Annotated in this window: 18 protein-coding genes and 1 riboswitch; of the genes, 7 read left to right on the forward strand and 11 right to left on the reverse strand. The window is 52.4% G+C overall.

The genetic code is table 11. The features are described from left to right. Positions 1–69: 69 nt before the first annotated feature. A complete protein-coding gene (locus H0247_RS04775) occupies positions 70–1,668 on the reverse strand; it encodes a sensor domain-containing diguanylate cyclase (protein WP_180741508.1) in 1,599 nt (532 codons plus the stop codon). 137 nt (positions 1,669–1,805) lie between these two features. Between H0247_RS04775 and H0247_RS04780 the strand changes: the two genes are divergently transcribed. Next, complete coding sequence (locus tag H0247_RS04780) at positions 1,806–2,576, forward strand: DedA family protein (RefSeq protein WP_180741509.1); 771 nt, start codon at positions 1,806–1,808, stop codon at positions 2,574–2,576. 72 nt (positions 2,577–2,648) lie between these two features. Here the strand turns inward: H0247_RS04780 and ilvN are convergent, their stop codons facing one another. After that, the gene (gene ilvN, locus H0247_RS04785; protein ID WP_370463300.1) at positions 2,649–2,978 is read right to left on the reverse strand and encodes an acetolactate synthase small subunit; all 330 of its coding nucleotides are present in this window, start codon (positions 2,976–2,978) and stop codon (positions 2,649–2,651) included. A 5-nt stretch (positions 2,979–2,983) separates the two neighbouring features. Beyond that, a complete protein-coding gene (gene ilvB, locus H0247_RS04790; protein WP_180741510.1) occupies positions 2,984–4,648 on the reverse strand; it encodes an acetolactate synthase large subunit in 1,665 nt (554 codons plus the stop codon). A gap of 504 nt (positions 4,649–5,152) precedes the next feature. On the opposite strand from ilvB, the gene H0247_RS04800 reads away from it, so the two are divergent. Further along, positions 5,153–6,775, forward strand: a complete 1,623-nt coding sequence (locus H0247_RS04800) for a family 43 glycosylhydrolase (RefSeq protein WP_180741511.1) — start codon at positions 5,153–5,155, stop codon at positions 6,773–6,775. 4 nt (positions 6,776–6,779) lie between these two features. Here the strand turns inward: H0247_RS04800 and thiQ are convergent, their stop codons facing one another. The 4 genes from thiQ to sgrR form a co-directional block, all read right to left on the reverse strand. Beyond that, a complete protein-coding gene (gene thiQ, locus H0247_RS04805) occupies positions 6,780–7,490 on the reverse strand; it encodes a thiamine ABC transporter ATP-binding protein ThiQ (protein WP_180741512.1) in 711 nt (236 codons plus the stop codon). Next, positions 7,477–9,084 carry a thiamine/thiamine pyrophosphate ABC transporter permease ThiP gene (gene thiP / locus H0247_RS04810; protein WP_180741513.1) on the reverse strand — a complete coding sequence of 536 codons (1,608 nt, stop codon included), beginning with the start codon at positions 9,082–9,084 and terminating at the stop codon, positions 7,477–7,479. Before thiP ends, thiQ begins: the two co-directional genes overlap by 14 nt. Further along, entirely contained in the window at positions 9,060–10,043 is a 984-nt protein-coding gene (thiB, locus tag H0247_RS04815; protein ID WP_180741717.1) for a thiamine ABC transporter substrate binding subunit, read from the reverse strand. Before thiB ends, thiP begins: the two co-directional genes overlap by 25 nt. An 80-nt stretch (positions 10,044–10,123) precedes the next feature. After that, positions 10,124–10,220, reverse strand: a riboswitch (TPP riboswitch). Positions 10,221–10,257: 37 nt separating this feature from the next. After that, positions 10,258–11,916 (reverse strand): HTH-type transcriptional regulator SgrR, encoded by a 1,659-nt coding sequence (gene sgrR, locus H0247_RS04820; protein WP_180741514.1) that lies wholly within the window; start codon positions 11,914–11,916, stop codon positions 10,258–10,260. Positions 11,917–12,006: 90 nt separating this feature from the next. Here sgrR and sgrT point away from each other — a divergent pair, with 90 nt between their 5' ends. The 5 genes from sgrT (at position 12,007) to H0247_RS04845 (ending at position 16,756) form a co-directional block, all read left to right on the forward strand. Beyond that, positions 12,007–12,171: a glucose uptake inhibitor SgrT gene (gene sgrT, locus H0247_RS04825; protein WP_180741515.1), complete on the forward strand. Its 165-nt coding sequence runs from the start codon at positions 12,007–12,009 to the stop codon at positions 12,169–12,171. 743 nt (positions 12,172–12,914) lie between these two features. After that, positions 12,915–14,534 (forward strand): methyl-accepting chemotaxis protein, encoded by a 1,620-nt coding sequence (locus H0247_RS04830; protein ID WP_180741516.1) that lies wholly within the window; start codon positions 12,915–12,917, stop codon positions 14,532–14,534. Between the two features lie 238 nt (positions 14,535–14,772). Continuing rightward, positions 14,773–15,612: an AraC family transcriptional regulator gene (locus tag H0247_RS04835; RefSeq protein WP_180741517.1), complete on the forward strand. Its 840-nt coding sequence runs from the start codon at positions 14,773–14,775 to the stop codon at positions 15,610–15,612. A 101-nt stretch (positions 15,613–15,713) separates the two neighbouring features. Beyond that, positions 15,714–16,448, forward strand: coding sequence for an AzlC family ABC transporter permease (locus tag H0247_RS04840; RefSeq protein WP_180741518.1), 735 nt, complete (start codon positions 15,714–15,716; stop codon positions 16,446–16,448). After that, positions 16,445–16,756 (forward strand): AzlD domain-containing protein, encoded by a 312-nt coding sequence (locus H0247_RS04845; RefSeq protein ID WP_180741519.1) that lies wholly within the window; start codon positions 16,445–16,447, stop codon positions 16,754–16,756. The genes H0247_RS04840 and H0247_RS04845 overlap by 4 nt, the downstream gene beginning before the upstream one ends. A gap of 319 nt (positions 16,757–17,075) precedes the next feature. Here H0247_RS04845 and leuD read toward each other — a convergent pair whose 3' ends face one another. The 4 genes from leuD to leuA are packed head-to-tail and all read right to left on the reverse strand — an operon-like array spanning position 17,076 to position 21,784. Continuing rightward, positions 17,076–17,678, reverse strand: a complete 603-nt coding sequence (leuD, locus tag H0247_RS04850; RefSeq protein WP_039526799.1) for a 3-isopropylmalate dehydratase small subunit — start codon at positions 17,676–17,678, stop codon at positions 17,076–17,078. Between the two features lie 13 nt (positions 17,679–17,691). After that, positions 17,692–19,092, reverse strand: a complete 1,401-nt coding sequence (gene leuC, locus H0247_RS04855) for a 3-isopropylmalate dehydratase large subunit (RefSeq protein ID WP_180741520.1) — start codon at positions 19,090–19,092, stop codon at positions 17,692–17,694. Between the two features lie 2 nt (positions 19,093–19,094). Then, positions 19,095–20,186, reverse strand: coding sequence for a 3-isopropylmalate dehydrogenase (gene leuB / locus H0247_RS04860; RefSeq protein ID WP_180741521.1), 1,092 nt, complete (start codon positions 20,184–20,186; stop codon positions 19,095–19,097). Further along, a complete protein-coding gene (gene leuA / locus H0247_RS04865; protein WP_180741522.1) occupies positions 20,186–21,784 on the reverse strand; it encodes a 2-isopropylmalate synthase in 1,599 nt (532 codons plus the stop codon). The genes leuB and leuA overlap by 1 nt, the downstream gene beginning before the upstream one ends. Positions 21,785–21,888 lie beyond the last annotated feature (104 nt).

The following is a 21,888-nucleotide window of genomic DNA, read 5'->3' on the forward strand; positions in this document are numbered from 1 at the left end:
GTTAAGTATGGTTATTTATACAGGTGATGTCCAGCAACATCACCTATGATAGAGACGCGTCGTTTTAGGTTAACGCTTGTTGCCGAAAGCAGACACCACGCGATTGCGGCCTTCCTGTTTAGCTTGATACAGCGCTTCATCCGCCAACTTGAAGGCTCGTTCGATCGACATATCATGGACGTCCGGTTCCCACAGGGCAACGCCTAATGAGATGGTCACATTGCCCACAACAGGAATAGTTGCTTCCTCCATGCGCTGCCGCAAGCGTTCAGCAATGTTGAGTGCGGTGTCGAGGTCGGTTTCCGGCAGCAGAATCAAAAATTCTTCACCGCCACTGCGGCACAGAATGTCGGAATCGCGTGAGCTGGTACGAATAAGCTGTGAGAGATAGCGAATGACATTATCGCCGACATCATGACCGTAGGTATCATTGATACGTTTGAAGCGATCGATATCCATGGCGATGATCGAAAAGCTTTTTTGCCCCATTTGCCAGTAGCGCAGAACGCTATCCAATCCACGGCGATTGAGCAGTTCGGTCATCGGGTCTGAGTGTGCCTCCGAACGTAACTTACCAATTTTGCGCTGAAGTAAATCGATGCCGAGCAGCATAGCCTGTTTAAGCTGAGAGGCCTCGAAATACCAGGAAGGAATATTTCTGATGTCGTCGGAGACATCCGTCGCATCCATCTTATTGGCGCTGCGCGCCAGCAGCCACAGCGGCTGGGCGATGAGCCGGGCAAGCAGCCAAACGCAGAAGATAGTTAAAAGTGCGAGAGGGAGCGTGTGGCGCAACACATTTATCATCAGGCCATCCAGCGGCTTCAACGTAATGTCCGTTGGACGGAGCGCGACAATCTGCCACTGCGAAGTCGATTCAACGGCATAGCCCGCTAACATTTTTTCGCCCAGATAGTTCAGCATGTGCTGGCTACCGTTCTTCTCATGCAGGACATCGATCTTCAGGTTATTGGTCTCTGTTTTACCAATTCGTTCGATATCGCGGTGATACAGCATTCTTCTGTTCTTATCAGTGACGTAAATATAAGAACCGTCGCGATAATAATGTTTGTCTAACAGCGTATTGAGAACGCTAGGCTGCTTGAGATAGATCGATCCACCAATAAACCCTTTGTAACGGCCATCTTGCGTGAAGATCGGCGAAGATATCAGCACAATGAAGTTATTGGCGGCAGACACATAGGGTTGGCTGATAAGCGGCTGCTTTTCTCGTAAGGCTTCGAGTGCGCCTTCGGTGGTCAGGCTTCTCCCAATCAATTGAAACGTATCGGGTGAGGTGGCTCTGACGATACCTTTTTCATCAGCAATCACGACAGAGTTGAAATTGCTGGTCTGTAGCCGCAGGCGGTCGGCTTCTTTAAGCAGGCTGGCCTTATCATCCATCTGGGTGGCGACGATATTGGCGCTGTAGGCTAACTGCTGCTGGGCTTCTTTAAAGAAAGAGTGGGTCATCGCTGCGAGCTTAGTGGCATAAACTCGGTTGGCTTCAAGCGTGTTATCAATCAACAACTCTCGTTGGACGCGGTAGCTGGCATAAAAACTGTTTGCCAGCGTCACCAAGGCGCTTGCCACTGCTAAGAGTAGGATAAGACGTCGTAATCCGAACTGTTTGAATAGTTTAAAAAACTTGAATTGTTTAAAAAACATAGTAGCACCGTGGCAAAAAATGACCGCTATCATAAGTGTTGGCGCCCAGAGGTGCAAAAAATTGACCAACAATCAGGAGTTGACGGCTTCTGCTATGATCCAGACAATCCTTGTTTTTATAAAATATGGGTAGGTTTATGGAAGCGTGGCTGGATCATCTGGTTACCCAATCGCTAGCGTATTCACTGATCGCCGTCATGCTGGTTGCCTTTCTCGAATCTCTGGCTTTGGTCGGGCTGCTGTTGCCGGGAACGGTGATGATGGCAACGCTGGGAACGCTTATCGGCAGTGGGCAAATGGGGCTTTACCCTGCGTGGGCGGCAGGGATTATCGGTTGTCTGCTAGGAGACTGGATTTCCTATTTTATTGGCATGCGTTTTAAGGCGCCGCTGCATAACTGGTCTTTCCTGAAAAAGCATCAGGCATTACTGAGTAAAACCGAATATGCCCTGTATCAGCACCCGATGCCGACGATACTGATCGGGCGTTTTGTCGGCCCGACGCGTCCGCTCATCCCGATGGTGGCGGGGATGCTGGGGTTACCGCCTTATAAATTTGCCGTGCCGAATATCATTGGCTGCCTGCTGTGGCCGCCGGCCTATTTCTTACCGGGCATTTTGGCTGGCGTGGCGATTGATATTCCTGCGGGAACAAACAGCGCAGGATTTAAGTGGCTGTTGCTGATTACTGCCATCATGGTGTGGGGCGCAGGTTGGTTAAACTGGCGCTGGTGGCGCAGTGATAAGCGTAAACATCACGACTGGTTTAGCAGAAAGATGCCGCTCAGACGTCTGCGTTGGGTGGCGCCTGGCGTGTCCATAGCGGCAGTCGCGTTGTTGATCGTGTTGATTCAGCATCCGCTGATGCCGGTTTATCGTCATCTGCTGTGGCAGGTATTAAACGGGTAAGCGTGTTAAACGGGTAAGCGTGGGCTGGCCGGGAAAGACCCGGCCAAATTATTTATATCGCGGTAACATTCACTAGCGGTAAAATTCGGCGACCTGCTCGAAAATACGCATTTCTTCACCGTGGCGACGAACCTGAAGGACGTCCTCCAGCTTTTCCACCTGACTGATCATCTGCTGTAGTCGCTGGTCATCTTTAACCAGTAGCCAGATGCGACTTTCCTCGCCGTTGGCCAGCGGCATACACAGAATGCCTTCCACGTTAAATGCCCGGCGGGCAAACAGGCCGCAAACGTGTGACATGACGCCGGGGTGGTTGCGCACAGAGAGTTCCAGCGTGACCTGATTTGACGTTACTGGTGTTAACGACATTGCTTGTGTTAGCGACATTTGTTGAGTGGACATAGTCATTAATCTCCGATCATATCGATGTTTGCTGCGCCCGGTGGCACCATCGGGAAAACTTTCTCATTGGCGTCAATGCGTACGTGGATCAACGCGGGTCCCGGTTGATTCAGTATCTCCTGCAACGCGGCCTGTGGGTCGGCGGCTGCGTTCAGATCGCAGGTCGCAAAGCCAAAACCTGCGGCAATCGCGAGGAAATTTGCACTGTAACGGTAATCTGCAGCGAAAATGCGCTGCTGGAAAAACAGATCCTGCTGCTGATGAACCAGACCGAGTGACTGGTTGTTCATCAGAACGATTTTGACGTTAAGGCCTTCTTCTGCCGCAGTTGCCATTTCCTGAATGTTCATCATCAGGCTGCCATCTCCAGAGAAGCACACCACGGTGCGCTCAGGTTCCGCCAACGCTGCGCCAACTGCCGCAGGCAAGCCAAAGCCCATCGTCCCAAGCCCGCCTGATGTCAGCCACTGACGTGGACGCCGCAGCGGATAAGATTGAGCGACCCACATTTGGTGCTGACCGACATCGGTTGCGATGATGGCATCATCCGTCAGCGCCTGCGCCGTTGCCTGTACCAGTCCATAATGGCTTAAAGGATCGTCAGCGTTCGGCATGTTGAACGGGAATTCCTCTTGCAGCCCGCTAACGGTGGTGCGCCATACGTCACGCGGTTGCGGCGTAATCTGTGGCAGCAACTGATCCAGCGCCTGTGCGACATCCGCGTTGATCGCCACGTGCGGTTGGCGGATCTTGCCCAATTCGGCGGGATCGATATCGATGTGAATGATGCTGGCCTGCGGGCAAAACTGTTCCGCTTTACCAATCGCACGATCGTCAAAACGCGCACCCAGCACAATTAACAAATCTGCCTGCTGTAAGATCAGATTGGTTGATCGTGCGGCGTGCATCCCCAACATCCCGAGCGACAGCGGGTGATCGACGGGCATCGCACCCAGCGCCATCAGCGTCATGGTGGTTGGCAGGTTGGAACGCTCCGCCAGTTGAACCGCCTGTTCGTGCGCGGCGCTGCTAATGATTCCACCGCCCAGATAGAGTACCGGACGCTGAGCCGCGTTAATCATCGCTGCCGCCTGTTCGATTTTCTGCTGTGCAATCGCAGGAGGCGTATCAAGAGGGAAAATATCTGGCAGCGTATTCAGCTCAATGGTTGCAGTCTGGATGTCTTTTGGAATATCGATCCACACTGGGCCTGGGCGGCCCGACTGCGCGATGCGAAAGGCTTCCGGGATCACGCGCGGCAGTTCGTTGATGTCGCGAACCAGATAGTTATGTTTGGTGACGGGAATAGAGATGCCGTAGGTGTCGACTTCCTGAAACGCATCGGTACCGATCATACTGGAAGGCACCTGACCGGTGATACACACCAGCGGGATCGAATCCAGTTTGGCATCGGCGATGGCGGTGAGCAGGTTGGTCGCCCCCGGCCCACTGGAAGCCATACAAACCGCCGCGCGTCCGCTGGCGCGCGCCATGCCTTGAGCCATAAATCCAGCGCCTTGTTCGTGACGAGCCAGCACATGGCGGATAGTCTTGCTTTGACCCAGTGCATCATATAACGGCAGCGCCGCACCGCCGGGAATACCCGCTACGGTGGTGATGCCCTGCTGTTCGAGCAGCCGAACAATTAACTGAGCGCCTGTATAACGCATGCTTACATCCTTCATCAGGGCCGGTGCGGTGTCGGAGCGGGGAGGGTAAAAACAAGAAACCCCGCTCGGCTTGCGCCGGCGGGGTTTGAGAATCTTCGATTCGGAACCCGTTACGGCGCGCTGCCGACGACGACCACGACTGCCACGCGCACGACGACGACCGCGTCAACATGCGCGGTGCTTAGTAGTGCTGAAGTGGAAGAAGAGTAGTGCGTCACGGGAATCCTATTTACTTATGTACTGTTATTTATGGTCGGGTGTTGTATTCGAATGAATCATCAATCGACAATTTATATAAGCACAGCAGTACAAAAAGACACAATACCTACAAGGGATAAAAACTGAATATGTCGAACTGGTCACAGTATATTGAGAATTGCACAGTGTGATTACCGCCTGATTTTTCGCCGTATAACCGAGAGAAGCGTGACTGTTTTCACAATTGGAACAGGGTTTCAATGTTATAAATTATAAAATAATCATTGAGATAGTGGGTGGTGATAAATGGGCGTGTCCCGAGCGGTAGGGAAAGGCGTATTAAGCGGTATCTTATTGATGACAATGGGTATCGGTACGGTGATGGCCTGTCAGGCTGGCCCTGCCAACGAATGGAAACGGGGTATTGAACAGCAGCGTCAGGCGGATTTGGGCAATGGCTGTTATCTCAATCCGATTATTGCGGGCGATCATCCTGACCCCACGATTATCAAAGACGGGGATGATTATTACATGACGTTCTCGTCATTTGACGACATCCCCGGGCTGCTGATTTGGCATTCACGCGATTTAGTGAACTGGGAACCGCTTGGCCCCGCGATCACGACGCCTGTCGATGCAATCTGGGCTCCGGATTTGGTGAAACACGACGGCAAATATTATATCTACTTCACCACGAACCGGATTATTGACGCCAAAGGAACGAAAAAGAAAACGCTGTATGTGATCACCGCCGATAATATCCGTGGCCCGTGGACGCCACCGAAAGACACGGGCTTGAAAAACCCGGCCAGCGATCCCGGCCACGTCGTAGGAGAGGATGGCAAACGTTACATCTTTATGTCTGGCGGTAATCGCGTGCAATTAACGGACGATGGGCTGTCGACGGTCGGCGACATGGCGGTGGTTTATCAGGGATGGCAGTACCCAGAAGAGTGGGATGTGGAAAGCTTCTCGCAGGAAGGGCCGAAGATGCTGCGCCACGGCGACTACTTCTACATGGTGCTGGCGGAAGGTGGCACGGCTGGGCCACCAACTGGGCATATGGTGATTGCCGCACGTTCCAAATCGATCAACGGGCCGTGGGAAAACTCGCCGCATAATCCGATTATCCGCACGCAGGATCGTTCAGAGAAGTGGTGGTCGCGCGGCCATGCGACGCTGATCGAAGGACCGGATAAAAATTGGTACATGGTGTATCACGGCTATGAGAACGGTTTTATGACGCTGGGGCGGCAGGCGATGCTGGAGCCGATTGTCTGGGGCGATGACGGCTGGTTTACGTCTGCCGGATTCGATACCGGTAAGCCGATTCACAAGCCGACAGGGGGCGAAGCGGTGCCGCACGGTATCGGCTGGTCTGATAGCTTTACCGACGAGAAATTTCCGGCACGCTGGCATTTTTACCGTGCCAATGCGGAAGAACTGAAACGGGTTACGCTTAGCGACGGCAAGCTGCACTTGAAGGCAAAAGGTACGTCGCCGAAAGACAGCGCGCCGCTGACGATGATCCCCGGCGATCAGGCTTACCAGATTGAAGTGACGGCGAATTTTTCCCCTGGCGCACAGGCGGGTTTACTGCTGTTCTACAACGCGAAGCTGTACGTCGGGCTGTCGTTTAATCAGGATGGCACCGTCATGCACCGCTATGGGCTGGAAAGAGCAGAGAAGAAATTGCCGCATATTACGGGCAATGAGGTACAGATTCGGATGAAAAACGATCGCCATATCGTGACGTTTTACACCCGAACGTCAGATCAGGAAGCGTGGAAGAAATACCCAGTGCAGATGGAAGTCTCCGGCTACCATCACAACGTTGCGTATGACTTCCTCAGTCTGCGGCCTGCCCTGTATGCGTCGGGCGAGGGCGAGGTCACATTCAGCAACCTGCGCTATCAGGCGTTGCCTTAATTCCTCAATCCGCAGACGGACGTGAAATTCCCAGGATGGCGGCTGCTTCAGCGCTGCCATCCTGTAGCGCCTGAGTCGGCCCGTCATAATAAATCTGTCCGTCCACGATCAGCACCGTACGTTTTGCGATCCGCATGGCATCATCCAGATTGTGGGACACCATCAACAGCGTGAATTCACGCTCCTGACACACACTTTCAACCAGATCGAGCATTTCCTGCCGCAGCGCCGGATCGAGAGCCGAGAACGGTTCATCCAGCAGCAGAATGGGCTGGTGACGAACCAGACAGCGTGCCAATGCCGCGCGCTGGCGCTGCCCGCCGGACACCTGCGACGGCAGACGATCCAGAAGATCCGCCAGACCGACCCGATCGGCGATCTGCCGTAGCGTCTCGCGCTGTGCAGCACTCAGTCGCAGGCCGGGATGGAGCCCCAGCGCGATGTTCTGTCCGATCGTCAGGTGAGGAAACAGGTTATTTTCCTGAAACAGAATTGAAACCGGCCGTTTCGCGGGAGGCGTCTCGCGGTGAGAAGCGCCGTTCAGCAACAACTCGCCACTGTCTGCCATCAGGAAACCGGCAATCAGATTCAGCAGCGTACTTTTCCCTGCGCCACTGGGGCCGAGGATGGCGATGCGCTCGCCCGGCTTGACGTGAAAATCAAAACGCATGGGCAAGTGCTGATAAAAGTAGGTCAATTTCTCAAGCGCGATCATGACGGCCTGCCAGTTTCTCAATCAGGGTAAATAACATAAAGCACAGCAGCATTAAGAGCAGCGCCGTGACTGCGCCGTCGGCGCTGCGATAGGAACCAATTTGCTGGTACAGGTAGAACGGCAGCGTGCGGAACTGCTCATTGCCGAACAGCGCAATAACGCCGAAATCACCAATCGACAGCACGCAGGCAAAGGCTAACGCCTGCGCCAGCGGCTGTTTCAGCGCGGCGAGTTCGATCAGCTTCAATCGCTGCCAGCCGCGAATATCCAGTGATGTGCAGAGTCGGTTGTAACGTTCGGCGACGTCCAGCATCGGGTTCTCCAGCACTTTGATCGCATAGGGAATCGCCATCAGCGCATTAGTGAGCACCACCAGCGCGTAGGGGGATTGCGGTAGCCCGATGCTGTTATTCAGCAGGAGGAAAAAGCCGGTTGCCAGCACAATGCCCGGCATGGCGAGGATGAGCATACCGCTCAGGTTCATCAACTGCCCGTAGAGTGGTTTTTGGCGTAATTTTAGCTCGCGACTGCTCCAGAGCAACATCATGGTCAGTACCAGACACAGGAGCCCCGCACCCAGAGCAATACGCAGCGAGGTCAACAGCGTTTGCCAGAGCACAGGTTGTTGCAGCACAGTAACCAACGAGCGGTTCACGCCATCGACCACGACGGCCAGCAAGGGAGGGATGACTAACAGCAACAGCGCGCCAATCAGCAGGCCATCGATGAGGCGGCTTAAAGCGCTGTCCTGCGGATTGCGCCAAGTAAGCTGCTGTGTGCTGCCAACGGGCAGAATACGCCCTAGCCGCTGGCTCAGCAGCACCAAACCCAGACAGCAAACCATCTGAATTAACGCCAGCAGCGCCGCGCGTGCCGGATCGTAATCAAAGCTTAATGCCTGATAGATAGCCAGCTCAATCGTCGTTGCCTGTGGGCCGCCGCCCAGCGACAGCACCGTCGCAAAGCTGGCAAAACAGAGCATAAAAATCAGTGCGCCGGTCGGTAAAATCTGTCGGCGCAGGGCGGGCCACTCCAGCAGACGGAAATGCTGCCAGCTGTTCATGCCCAGATTTGCAGCCAACTGACGCTGTTCGGTGGCGATGCCTTCCAGCGACTGCAACAGCAATCGGGTTGCCAGCGGCAGATTGAAGAACACGTGCGCCAGCAGGATGCCCTGCAATCCATAGGGAGAAAATGTGTATTTCAGGTCAAACCAGCCCAGCGCGGAGGCCAACCAGCCTTGTCTACCATATACGCTGAGCAGGCCAAAAACGGCTACCAGCACGGGCAGCACCAGCGTCATCGCGCACAGGCGCAGCAGCCAGCGGTAGCCGGGAAAGCGTCGTCGATACAGCGCTCTGGCGAGAAAAATGGCCGGGACGGTAGAAAACAGTGCAGAGAGAAAAGCCTGCCAGAAGGTAAACCGAATGACATGCCAGAGATAGCTGTCATGCCATAGCGTGCGCCACTGGCTTTCGGGCGCCTGTAGCCACAGGGCACCGAAAGCCAGTGCGGCAACGGAAATTAACAGCGTGGTGGCCAGTAGCCCCGGCCACAGACGTCCGCCGATTAGTGGCTGACGGCGCGTTGCCATGCCTGAATCCACTGCGTCCTTTGGTCAGCCACTTCCTGCGCGCTGAACTGCATGGCTTTTTCCGGCACCGCGAGCGTGGCGAAGCCTGCTGGCAGATCGGTTTTAACCGCCGGATACATCCAGTTCGTAGTTGGGATTGCCTGTTGGAAGGTTGGGCTCAGAATGAACTGCATAAAGCGTTTCGCCAGTTCGGGATTCTTGCTGGACGCCAGTTGCCCAGCGATTTCAATTTGCAGATAGTGCCCTTCACTGAAGGTCGCTGCCGCGTAGTTGTCTTTCTTCTCTTCAATGATGTGGTAGGCCGGCGATGTGGTATAGCTCAGCACCAGATCCGCTTCCCCTTTCAGGAACAGACCGTAGGCTTCGCTCCAGCCTTTGGTGACGGTGACGGTTTTCTTCGCCAACTTCTGCCAAGCTTGCGGCGCATCATCGCCGTACACTTTCTGCATCCATAGCAGCAGACCCAGCCCCGGGGTACTGGTGCGAGGATCCTGATAGATCACTTTCCACGGCTCGTTGCTGTACACCAGCTCATGCAGGCTTTTCGGCGGGTTCTTCAGCGTGTTTTTGTTATACACAAACGCGAAATAGCCGTAGTCGTAAGGGACGAAAGTCTTGTTGTTCCAACCGCCCGGCACCGTGACGGCACGGGTGTCCTGATTGTGCGGCGCAAACAGGCCGGTTTGTTCCGCCGCCTGCAACAGGTTGTTGTCCAGCCCCAGAATGATATCCGCTTTGCTGTTTTTACCTTCCATACGCAACCGGTTCAGCAGTGAGGCACCATCTTCCAACGCGACGAAATTCAGTTCGCACTCGCACTCTTTTTCAAACGCGGTCTTGATGACAGGGCCTGGACCCCACTCGGAAGCGAATGAGTCATAGGTATATACGGTAAGCGTAGGCTTGGCGAACGCCGAAGCTGAGAGTAGTAGCAGGCAAGACAGGCTGGTTTTCAGCACGGTGGCTGAACGCGGTAATAATTGATTTAACACTTTGCACTCCTGAGAATCATAGGGTGGCAAAGGACTTCGAGGCAGCAATGAGCCGCACTCTCAAATCCCTTCGCCGGTATTAACCGGATCAGGTTCGACGGGTATCTTCTCAGCGAAAAATCTTCCGCACCCCGTTGAGAACGGCACATTGTAAAGGGTTAAGCCGCGTAGCGAAAGGTTGTCAGCATTCCGGCGGAGCAAACCAGGCAGATTTAAAATCAAACCAGCCCAGCATGTTCATCCTGACCCCGCGCATGCTGCGCTGTCCCTGAAGCTGTAACCAGTGATGCAGAAGAGGGTGCAGTTGGCCACTGGCGATCAGCTTTTCACACCACTCTGCCATCGGCAGCGTGTGGTCACGCCACTGCTGCGCGTCCGCGTGCAGATCGTCATTCAGACAGTGTTGCGCCAGCGGGAGTTCGTAGAGCATCGCGAACAGGGAGAATTCGATCGGCAGGTAACAATTCAGGCTACCAAACCAAATATCGCTGTCGGCATTGCCTTGATACCAGTCTTCGTAGCTGACCGTCTGAATATGTAATGTGACGCCATGTTGTGCCAGCAGCGTGCGCATTATCTCGCTTAATATCCGATATTCAGGGTGTGCCTGATAGAACGTGAGCGTGACGTCCGTCAGCCCTTTGGGAAGGGATTGCGGCACATCGGGGTGATGATGGTGCCAGCGCGGCAGCAAACTGTAGGCGGGCGACCAGTCACGCTGGTTGCTGGTGTTAGCGTGGTTGAGTAGCGAAATTGGGTTAAAGACCTGCCTGAGCCATCTCTGAGCTTCCGGCCGTGATGCTAACGGCGAACGCTTATCGAACAACAGGAAATAGCCACCTTCTTCCATCCGGCTTTCCAGCTGTTCGTGACGAGAATTGTCAGACTGGAGTTGGATAGATACCGGCATTTCCTCCGGTTCGTCCGGTAGTACCCAGATATTGACCTCATCAATCAGCGCTCGATAGCCAAAATAGTCATCGAAGGCACGAATTTTCAATTGATTACGGTTATTACGTACCACGGCATACGGGCCAGTGCCGATCGGGTGCTGGGCAAAATCCGGTAGCGTTTGCCACTCTTGCGGTAAGATCATGGCGTGCACGCTGCCTAATAACCACGGTAGCCAGTTATCCGAGCGGTGTAGCCGAATATCAATCACGAAGGGCATTGGCGAGGTGACGGCTTCAATATGAGAAAAAAGCGGGAGCGGAATAAGGCGAGAGAGTGACGTGGTGATGTCGTCCATCGTGAGTTCTCGGCCATGGTGAAAACGGATTGCCGGGCGCAGGTAGAAGCGCCAATGCAGGGGGGAAAGACTCTGCCAGTGATGAGCCAGATCGGGTTCAATTTCCCCGTTTTCCTCATTTATAGTGGTGAGTCCGCTGAAAATTTGCCGTGCGATGTGCATTTCTGAACGCCGTAGCGCCGAACCGGGCAGTAAATTGCGTAACGGACGGTAATAGAGGATGCGCAGAATATGCTTTCCTTGCCGGAAACTCCGCCCAAGATGGGCGAGTAACATCTGACGTACGGCTTCTTTATCACCCACCAACTGTACCAACTGCTCAATGCGATCCTGTTCCAGTAGATCCTCGGCCCGCTGCTGCTGGAGGGCTAATCCGGTATACACAAAAGAAAGCTGCGAACGTTTCCCTCTTCCGGCTTCTGCCTGCCACACGAGCCAGCCTTCTTGTTGCATGGCGTTCAGCAGTGAGCGGATATGGCGGCGGGAACAGTTCAACACCCCGGTTAGCTCTTGCAGCGTGGTGTCGGTGGTTTGCCCCTGAAAGTGCTGCCACAGGCGGATGAACTGTTGTTGTAGACGAGGAGAAGACATAAAAGAGGAACTCCATGCACCAAAGTCATCAATTTATCTTTCCCTATATTACGTCGATACTTTCTCACAAGGAAAGAGAGGAGGTGGCTGATGGCGATTTCCCGTTTGTATCGGTTCTATCAACATTACTTATCGAGCTGTAAAGCAACGTGGTTGCGATGGATGTCTCCCCAGCAGCGCATCGCGTTATTGCAGCAGGCGACGCAGTGGCACCTGAAAGAGATGTCTGATGACGAGTACCGTCATTGGCTCTAGGTGGTCGAAACAATTTATTCTGTGTGAAAATTTTTAAGTAAAACAATGTATTCTGAGTAATGGTGAGGTTTCACCAGCCAGCGAATTTTTCGCTGGCTTTTTTTATGGTGTTTGCCTGCCGACTCGATATCGTGAATAGCGCTGATGCCCGCAGAGAAAGGCGTCGGGCATGCTTATGGCAGGTTATTCCACCGCTTTTAGGCGTTCTCCGAGATAGGCGACCTGTCCCTCTCACTCATTGAATCGCTAACGTTCAGCATAATATGTCGGCGGAAAAATACCGTAATCGATACAACAATCCAGCTTGGGACTTTTATCTGTGTGTGAGCCTCGTTAGCCCCACGCGCGGCGTGGTGTTTTTATATGCAAAAGGTATGAAGAGTAAACGAGTCAGCCACGTTGAATGTCAGAGTGGGTATTTTCAGTAGAGGAAAATAAATTCTATTTTTATTTCTGCTGTTAATATTGCTGTAACAATATTGAATAAGATAATTCACTAACATTGTGTGATAATTTGTTTTTTAATGGTTTTTAGATGAAATAGTTATCGCTAAAATACGTTTTTTCGTGATGACGATCTTATAGATGAAATTCTTTCTAAAGGTAGCTTTTTTTCTTCTTGTGTTTAACGCAGATTGTCACAATCCTTAAATATTATGTAACATGCAGTGAAGTGTTATTTTCCATTTTTTACCTGCAATTTACGTTATAGCAATGTTTTGAATAACCTGATGGATGTAAAAATGAGCGATATCCCTTACCAGTCGATAGCGATTTATGAGAAACCAGAATCCCAGTATTCTGCTTCTGGGCTGCATAACATCAAACTGACTCCACTTTTTATCGTTGTTTTTTCTGGTGTTTTGCTGCTTTTTGCCTTGGCGATCTCCACATCATCGTATTTTCTTAAGCAGGCCGAGCTGTCGTTAAATGAGTCTACGCTGGAATTAAATGTGCGAATGGAGTTAGTGGATAGCGCTAACCATATGCGTGCGGCGCGTATGAATTTGCTTCATGCGGTAAATCATTTACGTAATGGCCTTACTGATAACTATAACGCCAGCATGAAAGCCGCAGAGGAGCGCCTGTCGCTGTCTCAGCAAATGTTTAACGGATATCAAAATAGATCGGCTCGTTCTGATGTCGAACTGGCTCGCGATAATGAATTAAAAGCACGTTATAGTGACTATGTTGAGCGTGGGATAAAACCTATGTTTGACATCGCGAAAAAAGGGAATGTCGAAGAACTCAACGCATTTGAATCGACAGTGATGTCTAAATTGGATGATGACTATGATGTGCCGTTGAAAGCGTCCTACCTTTATCGGGTTGAGATGGCAAAAAATATTAATGTGACGGCAGAAAGGAATTCGACACTGGGATATACGCTCATGACGGGGGCCTTTATTTTAGCCATCGTATTAACAGGTATGACGTTCTTATTAATTCGTCGCGTCATTATTAACCCAGTTCAGTATTGGGTATCACGCATACAGGCGATTGCACAGGGCGATTTAACGCGCGCGAGCGTGGCTGTAGGCAGCAATGAAATCGGTATTCTGGGAAGCAACATCCAGCAAATGCAGGATTCGCTCTCTGAAACGGTCGGCTCGGTACGTGATAGTGCAGAGTCGATTCACAGCAGTTCGACGAAAATTGCTGTCGGCAATACAGATCTGTCTGCTCGAACGGAACAACAAGCCGCGGCGCTGGCAGAAACGGCGGCCAGCATGGAACAACTGACGGCTGCGGTGAAGCAGAATACCGATAATGCGCACCATGCCAGCGTTGTGGCGACGGATACCTCAGCCAAAGCCGTTAAGGGCGGCAGTATTGTGGAACAGGTTGTTGGGTCTATGTCGGAGATTGCCAGAAGTTCGGACAAAATTTCTGAAATCATCGCGCTTATTAACGGGATTGCTTTCCAGACCAATATTCTGGCGCTGAATGCGGCGGTTGAAGCCGCCAGAGCGGGTGAGCAGGGCAAAGGTTTCGCGGTGGTGGCAGGAGAAGTGCGTAATCTGGCACAGCGCTCAGCTAACGCCGCAACGGAAATTGCCACGTTGATTAAAGAATCCGAAACCAGAGTAACGGAAGGAACAACGTTGGCGTCTGAAGCGGGTAAAGCAATGGCCGAAATTGTCTCTGAAATTAATAACGTCACCCGCATTATCAATGAGATCGCGCTGGCTTCAGATGAACAAAGCAGCGGTATCAATCAGGTGTCGTTAGCGATATCAGAAATGGATCGGGTCACGCAACAGAATGCGACGCTGGTGCTGGAGGCGTCCTCGTCTGCCGCCTCGCTGGAGCAGCAGGCCGAGCGGTTGAATATTGGGGTGTCCCGATTTCATCTGATGTAATCCAGTTGGTAAATGTAGTCCGGTTGGTAAAAAGGCCAACGTGGTAAAAGACACGAATCATCATTCATAGCCAGCAGCCCCATCGCTGGCTTTTTTTCGCTGTTTTTTCCAGCATGGGGATATGAATCTGCTTCTGATAGAATCAGTGAGCAGGTGCGCGGTTGATAGCGATAAAGACATATGCCGATGTCGCTTCTCTGCCAGAGCAATTTTGTACAAACGATAAGAGGGTTAACGCGTGCATAAAAAGCCGGTAGTGCAAGAGCAGACACACTTCAGACATCTGGAGGCGCTCGGCGGGCTGGATATGTTGCAGGCACAATATTATCAGCAGCGCTTTCCTCGTCATGTCCATGATACCTATTGTATTAGCGTGATTGAGCAGGGCGCTCAGCGTTTTTATCGTTCTGGTGCAGAGCACGTTGCGCCCAAAGGCGACATCATTCTGGTGAATGCGGACGATGTGCACACGGGGAGTTCGGAGGTCGAAACCGGCTGGGCTTATCGTGCTATTTATCCGCATCCCGATCTTTTTCGCTCGATTAATCAGGATCTGCAACGCGCAAAAGATTCCATACCGTGGTTCCCCGACGCCGTTGTTCATGACCCTGGCCTGTCGGACCAGTTGCTGATGACGTTCAATATGCTTGCTCAACCGGGCAATCTGTTATTGAAAGAAACGCTGCTGTTGTCGTCATTAACCTGGCTGACGATGCGCTATAGCAAGACGCGCCTGACGCCACAGACGCTGCCTGTTGCGACCCAAAATATACTGAATGTTAAAGCCTTTATGGACAGCTACCCTGAGAGAGAACTGGCCCTCGTTGAATTGGCCGCGCTGGCCGAACTCAGCGTCTGGCACTTCTTACGACAGTTTAAAGCGGTGGTGGGGATTACGCCTCATGCTTATTTGATTCAGGCTCGTCTGCGCAAAGCTAAAGCATTGTTGCGTAAAGGCGATACGATCCTCGATGTTTCCGTACGGTGCGGTTTTACCGATCAAAGCCACTTCCATCGCCATTTCAAAAATTCTCTGGGGCTGACGCCGGGCGAGTTTGCGAAAGGTAATTCACGCTAAACGCCATCCCTATTCTGGGCGTAGCAAATTCATCCAATACTCTTAAAAAACGTTTTGTTAGTTTTCCCGCTATCGATTTATTGATGATAGTGCAATGTTATATGGAAAATACCGTAGTCCATTCATCTTCTGTAGCAAAAGACACAATGAGCCCGTGGAAGCATTTTATGACGGGGGTGGTTGAGATGCTGCCGCTCTGTTTATCCGTTGTGCCCTGGGGGATTCTGGCTGGATCGATGGCAATCCAGTCGGGATTATCCGTCGGACAAAGTATCGGAATGTCCGCGATTATTTTCGCGGGAGCGGCGCAATTAGTCTCGTTGGGATTGTTGATGTCTGGGGCGAATGTCGCGACACTATTAATCTCCGTCTTTTTTATCACTGCACAGCACCTGATATATGGCCTGACGCTGCGTGAATATGTTTCAACGTTGAAATTAAGAAAACGGCTTCCTATCGGTTTTTTATTATCAGACGAACTTTTTGCACTCAGTGAAAAGAAAGACAGGAAGAACAACGTTAGTACCAGCTATTTAATCGGTGCGGGTTTCACCTTTTATATATTTTGGAATATCTTCAGCATCATGGGTGTGCTTATGGCGTCTTCTGTGCCTGATTTAGATAAGTATCATCTTGATTATTCTATCGTTGCCACGTTTATCACTATTGTTGTGCCGATGATAAAGAAGATCAGTACCTTCTCTGGCGTTCTGTTTTCTCTGCTGCTATCGATGCTATTGAGTTATTTCAAGATAGAAGGCGCCATCGCTGTCGCCGGTGTTGGCGGCATGTTTTTCTCTGTATTCATCGCGACCGTGCTTAAGGAAGAAAAATGAGTTGGTTATTGATATTCGTTCTGGCAGGGATCGTGTTTTTTAATCGCTATATCTTTCTCGAACCTGCGGTGCCGGTAAAAATTCCGGTTTTACTCCATCGAGCATTAAAGTATTCCGCGCCATGCTTACTCACTGCGATTTGCGGCCCGATTATTTTAATGGATCACGGCGTGATTCGTGCTTTTCCTGATAACCCATATTTTCTCGGCGCGATAGTGAGTGTGGTGATTTCCTTTTTTATCAGAAATATTGTGGCCGCGGTACTCTTGAGTATGCTGGCTTTTTATCTAATTGCCGCGCTGTTGTAATCCACGTCATTCTTCCAAAAGAAAAAGCCCACAGGAAGTCATGCAGGCTCAGGCTGTTGATAAACCTATTTGCCGAACGAAAACGGTAGTAACGGAATAGAAGAGTAAAGCGTTTGCGCCATGGACAAAAACGTCAGGAACGTTTTTGAACGTCGCTTGCGACGACCCTGCAAGGGTGAATCTCAGGGATGAGATTCATATCTGCGCAATCCGAGCGCACAGGGATGTGTTTACAGCGTCTTTACGATCTATCCGTTACTACCGCTCTATGGACTTTGTCAGCCCTGAAGAGGGCTTCAGAGCTATTTGTAATCTCAAATCAGTTCAAAAAGGCCGGCTGATTCTTTTCATACTCGGTGATAGACGCTTCGTGTTGCAGCGTCAGGCCGATGCTGTCTAATCCGTTTATCATGCAGTGACGGCGGAAGCTGTCGATTTCAAATGGATAGCTTTTGCTGCCCGCCTGAACGACCTGATTTTCCAGATCAACGGTGAAGTTAATCCCTTCCTGACCGTCAACCAGCTTGAACAGCTCGTCCACTTCCTCGTCGCTCAGTTTCACCGGCAGCAGCTGGTTGTTAAACGAGTTACCGTAGAAGATATCGGCGAAGCTTGGGGCGATAACGACTTTGAAGCCGTAATCGGTCAGCGCCCACGGTGCGTGCTCACGGGAAGAGCCGCAGCCGAAGTTTTCCCGCGCCAGCAGGATACTCGCCCCTTTGTAATGCGGCTGATTCAGCACAAACTCAGGGTTAGGCTGTTGGCCCGCATCATCCAGAAAGCGCCAGTCGTGGAACAGATGTTGGCCGAAACCGGTACGTGTCACCTTTTGCAGAAATTGCTTAGGAATGATGGCGTCGGTATCGACGTTAGCGGCATCCAGAGGAACCACCAGACCTGTGTGTTGAGTAAATTTAGCCATGTCGGTTTCTCTCTTAATTCAACTCGCGGACGTCGGCAAAGCGACCTGTTACCGCGGCAGCCGCAGCCATTGCTGGGCTGACCAGATGGGTGCGGCCTGCGCGCCCCTGACGGCCTTCAAAGTTACGGTTACTGGTTGAGGCGCAACGCTCGCCGGGGTTCAGTCTGTCATTATTCATCGCCAGACACATGGAGCAGCCCGGTAAACGCCACTCAAAGCCCGCCTCGATGAACACTTTATCCAGCCCTTCCAATTCCGCCATGGTTTTTACTGGGCCGGAGCCGGGTACGACGATAGCCTGAACGCCAGCGGCAACTTTACGTCCTTTGGCGATTTCTGCCGCAGCGCGCAAATCTTCGATACGCGAGTTGGTGCAGGAGCCGATGAAGACTTTATCGATCTTCACGTCGGTCAGTTTGATGCCGGGTTGCAGATCCATATAGGCCAATGCTTTGGCCGCGGAAGCGCGTTCTACCGGATCGCTGAAAGAATCTGGGCTAGGGATTTCCTGATTGACGGCGATAACCTGACCGGGGTTGGTACCCCAGGTGACCTGCGGTGCGATCTGAGCAGCGTCCAGCGTGACAACCGTATCGAACTGCGCATCATCATCCGATTTCAGCGTGTTCCAGTAGGCAACGGCGGCGTCCCAGTTAGCGTCTTTCGGCGCAAACTGACGGCCTTTCAGGTAGTTGAAGGTGGTCTCGTCCGGCGCAACCAGCCCGGCTTTCGCACCCATTTCAATCGCCATATTACACAGCGTCATACGGCCTTCCATGCTCAGCCCACGAATAGCGCTACCACAGAATTCAACGACGTGACCGGTGCCGCCTGCGCTACCGGTTTTACCGATGATCGCCAGCACGATGTCTTTTGCGGTGATACCGTGTGGCGCATCGCCAGTGACTTCAATTTTCATGGTTTTGGCGCGACCCTGCTTCAGGGTTTGTGTCGCCAGCACATGTTCCACTTCTGACGTACCGATACCGAAAGCCAGTGAACCAAATGCGCCGTGCGTTGCCGTGTGCGAGTCACCGCAGACGATGGTCATACCCGGCAGCGTCATTCCCTGCTCAGGCCCGATAACGTGAACGATACCCTGATACGGGTGGTTCAGGTCATACAGCTGAACGCCGAATTCCGCACAGTTTTTGATTAATTCCTGCATTTGAATGCGGGCCATCTCGCCACTGGCGTTGATGTCTTTGGTCTGCGTGGACACGTTGTGGTCCATGGTCGCGAAGGTTTTCCCCGGCTGACGAACCTTGCGGCCCATCGCGCGCAGGCCGTCGAAAGCTTGCGGGGAAGTCACTTCGTGTACCAGGTGTCTGTCGATATACAGCAGCGGCGTTTCGTTTGGCGCTTCATGAACCACGTGCGCGTCGAACAATTTTTGATATAACGTCTTACCCATGGTTATGCCCCTTGCGCCACAAAACGCGCAATCACGTCGCCCATTTCATTGGTACCGATCGCGTTGCTGGCACTGGCCAGATCGGCGGTACGATAGCCTTCAGCCAGTGCGGTATTGACCGCTTTTTCGATCGCGTCTGCGGCATCATCCGCACCCAGGCTGTAGCGCAGCAGCAGCGACAGCGACAGAATCTGTGCAATCGGATTAGCAATGTCTTTACCAGCGATATCCGGCGCGGAACCGCCAGCCGGTTCGTACAAACCGAAGCCTTCTTCGTTCAGGCTTGCGGAAGGCAGCATGCCCATTGAACCGGTAATCATGGCGCACTCGTCGGACAGAATGTCACCGAACAGGTTAGAACACAGCATCACGTCAAACTGAGACGGATCTTTGATTAACTGCATTGTCGCGTTATCGATATACAGATGGGACAGCTTCACATCTGGATAGGCTTTGGCGACTTCCGTGACGATCTCACGCCACATAATCGAGCTTTGCAGCACGTTGGCTTTATCGATAGAGGTCACGATGCTGCGACGTTTGCGAGCGGATTCAAACGCGATGTGCGCGATACGCTCAATCTCGAAACGGTGGTACACCTCGGTATCGAAAGCACGCTCATACTGGCCGCTACCTTCACGCCCTTTTGGCTGGCCGAAGTAAATGCCGCCCGTCAGTTCACGGACGCACAGAATATCAAAACCTTTCGCGGCGATGTCGCTACGCAGTGGGCAAAACGCTTCCAGCCCCTGATACAGGCGAGCAGGGCGCAGGTTGCTGAACAGTTTGAAGTGTTTACGCAAAGGCAACAACGCACCGCGCTCCGGCTGCTCTGCCGGTGGCAGGTGTTCCCATTTCGGGCCGCCCACGGAACCAAACAGAATCGCATCGGCCTGCTCGCAGCCCGCGACGGTCGCTTGCGGCAGCGGCGTGCCCTGACGGTCAATAGCGATACCGCCAACGTCATATTCGCTGGTGGTAATGCGGATGCCAAAACGCTGACGTACCGCATCCAGCACTTTGTACGCCTGTGCCATTACTTCTGGGCCAATGCCGTCTCCGGGTAAAACGGCGATATGGTAGCTCTTTGTCATCACACTGTTTCCTGACTGTTTTGTTGTTTGCTATCGTTTTGTTGTTGGTTATTGTGCTGCTGCAGACGTTGAATTTCTTTTTCTACCTGCTGAGCACGCTTGATGTTGTTTAATACATTTACCATTGCCTGTGCGGAAGATTCAACGATATCCGTCGCCAGACCGACACCGTGGAAACGGCGGCCCTGATAATCCGCAACGATATCAACCTGACCCAGTGCATCGCGCCCCTGGCCTTTGGCGGTCAGTTGGTATTTGACCAGCGAAACCTGATAACCCGTAATGCGGTTGATCGCCTGATAAACGGCATCCACCGGGCCATTACCTGTCGCGGCTTCTGACTGGGTTTCTTCGCCGCAGATCAGTTTGACGGAGGCGGTTGCCATCACGCTGGAACCGGACTGGACGCTGAAATAATCCAGACGGTAGAACTCAGGCTCTTCCTGCTGACGGCTGATAAAGGCCAGCGCTTCCAGATCGTAATCAAAGACTTGGCCTTTCTTATCCGCCAGTTTCAGGAAGGCGGAGTACAGATCGTCCAGATTGTAATCGCTGTCCTGATAGCCCATCTCTTCCATACGGTGTTTCACTGCGGCACGACCAGAACGGGAAGTCAGGTTCAACTGGACTTCTTTCAGGCCGATGGATTCCGGCGTCATGATTTCGTAGTTTTCACGGTTCTTCAGCACGCCATCTTGGTGAATACCGGAAGAGTGAGCGAAAGCGTTGGCACCCACAACCGCTTTGTTAGCGGGGATAGGCATATTACAAATCTGGCTGACCAACTGGCTGGTGCGGTAGATTTCCTGATGATTAATGTTGGTGTGTACATTCAGGATGTTATGGCGGGTTTTGATCGCCATGATGACTTCTTCCAGTGAACAGTTACCCGCACGCTCGCCGATACCGTTCAATGTGCCTTCTACCTGACGAGCCCCGGCGTGTACCGCCGCCATGGCGTTGCCGACCGCCAAACCCAGATCGTCGTGGGTGTGAACAGAAATAATGGCTTTATCGATATTAGGAACGCGTTGGTACAACGAGGAGATGATGTTGCCGAACTCATGCGGCATGGTATAGCCGACGGTATCTGGGATGTTGATGGTGCGAGCGCCGGCGTTAATGGCGGCCTCAACCACGCGACACAAATCTGGAATTGGCGTGCGGCCCGCATCTTCGCAGGAAAACTCGACATCGTCTGTGTAGTTACGCGCGCGCTTAATCATGTAGATAGCACGTTCGATGACTTCGTCCAACGTGCTGCGCAGCTTGGTGGCGATGTGCATCGGTGAGGTGGCGATAAACGTGTGGATACGAAAGGCTTCTGCGACACGCAGTGCTTCTGCGGCAACATCGATGTCCTTTTCGACGCAGCGGGTCAGGCCACACACACGACTGTTTTTGATATTGCGGGCAATAGTCTGAACGGATTCAAAATCGCCGGGAGAGGACACAGGAAAGCCAACTTCCATGACATCAACGCCCATACGCTCCAGGGCGAAGGCAATTTGCAGCTTTTCTTTTACACTCAGGCTTGCCTGTAAAGCCTGCTCACCATCGCGTAATGTGGTATCGAAAATAATGACTTGCTCGCTCATCGGTTTAGTTCCTTGTCGTGTCTACTTGTACTTGGCGCTCGGCGAGTAAAAAAAAACCCGCGCATCAGCGCGGGTTTTTGTATCGTGTGGCGAGAAACTTAGTT

The sequence above is a fragment of the Pectobacterium sp. CFBP8739 genome (assembly GCF_013449375.1).
Classification (GTDB): Bacteria; Pseudomonadota; Gammaproteobacteria; order Enterobacterales; family Enterobacteriaceae; genus Pectobacterium.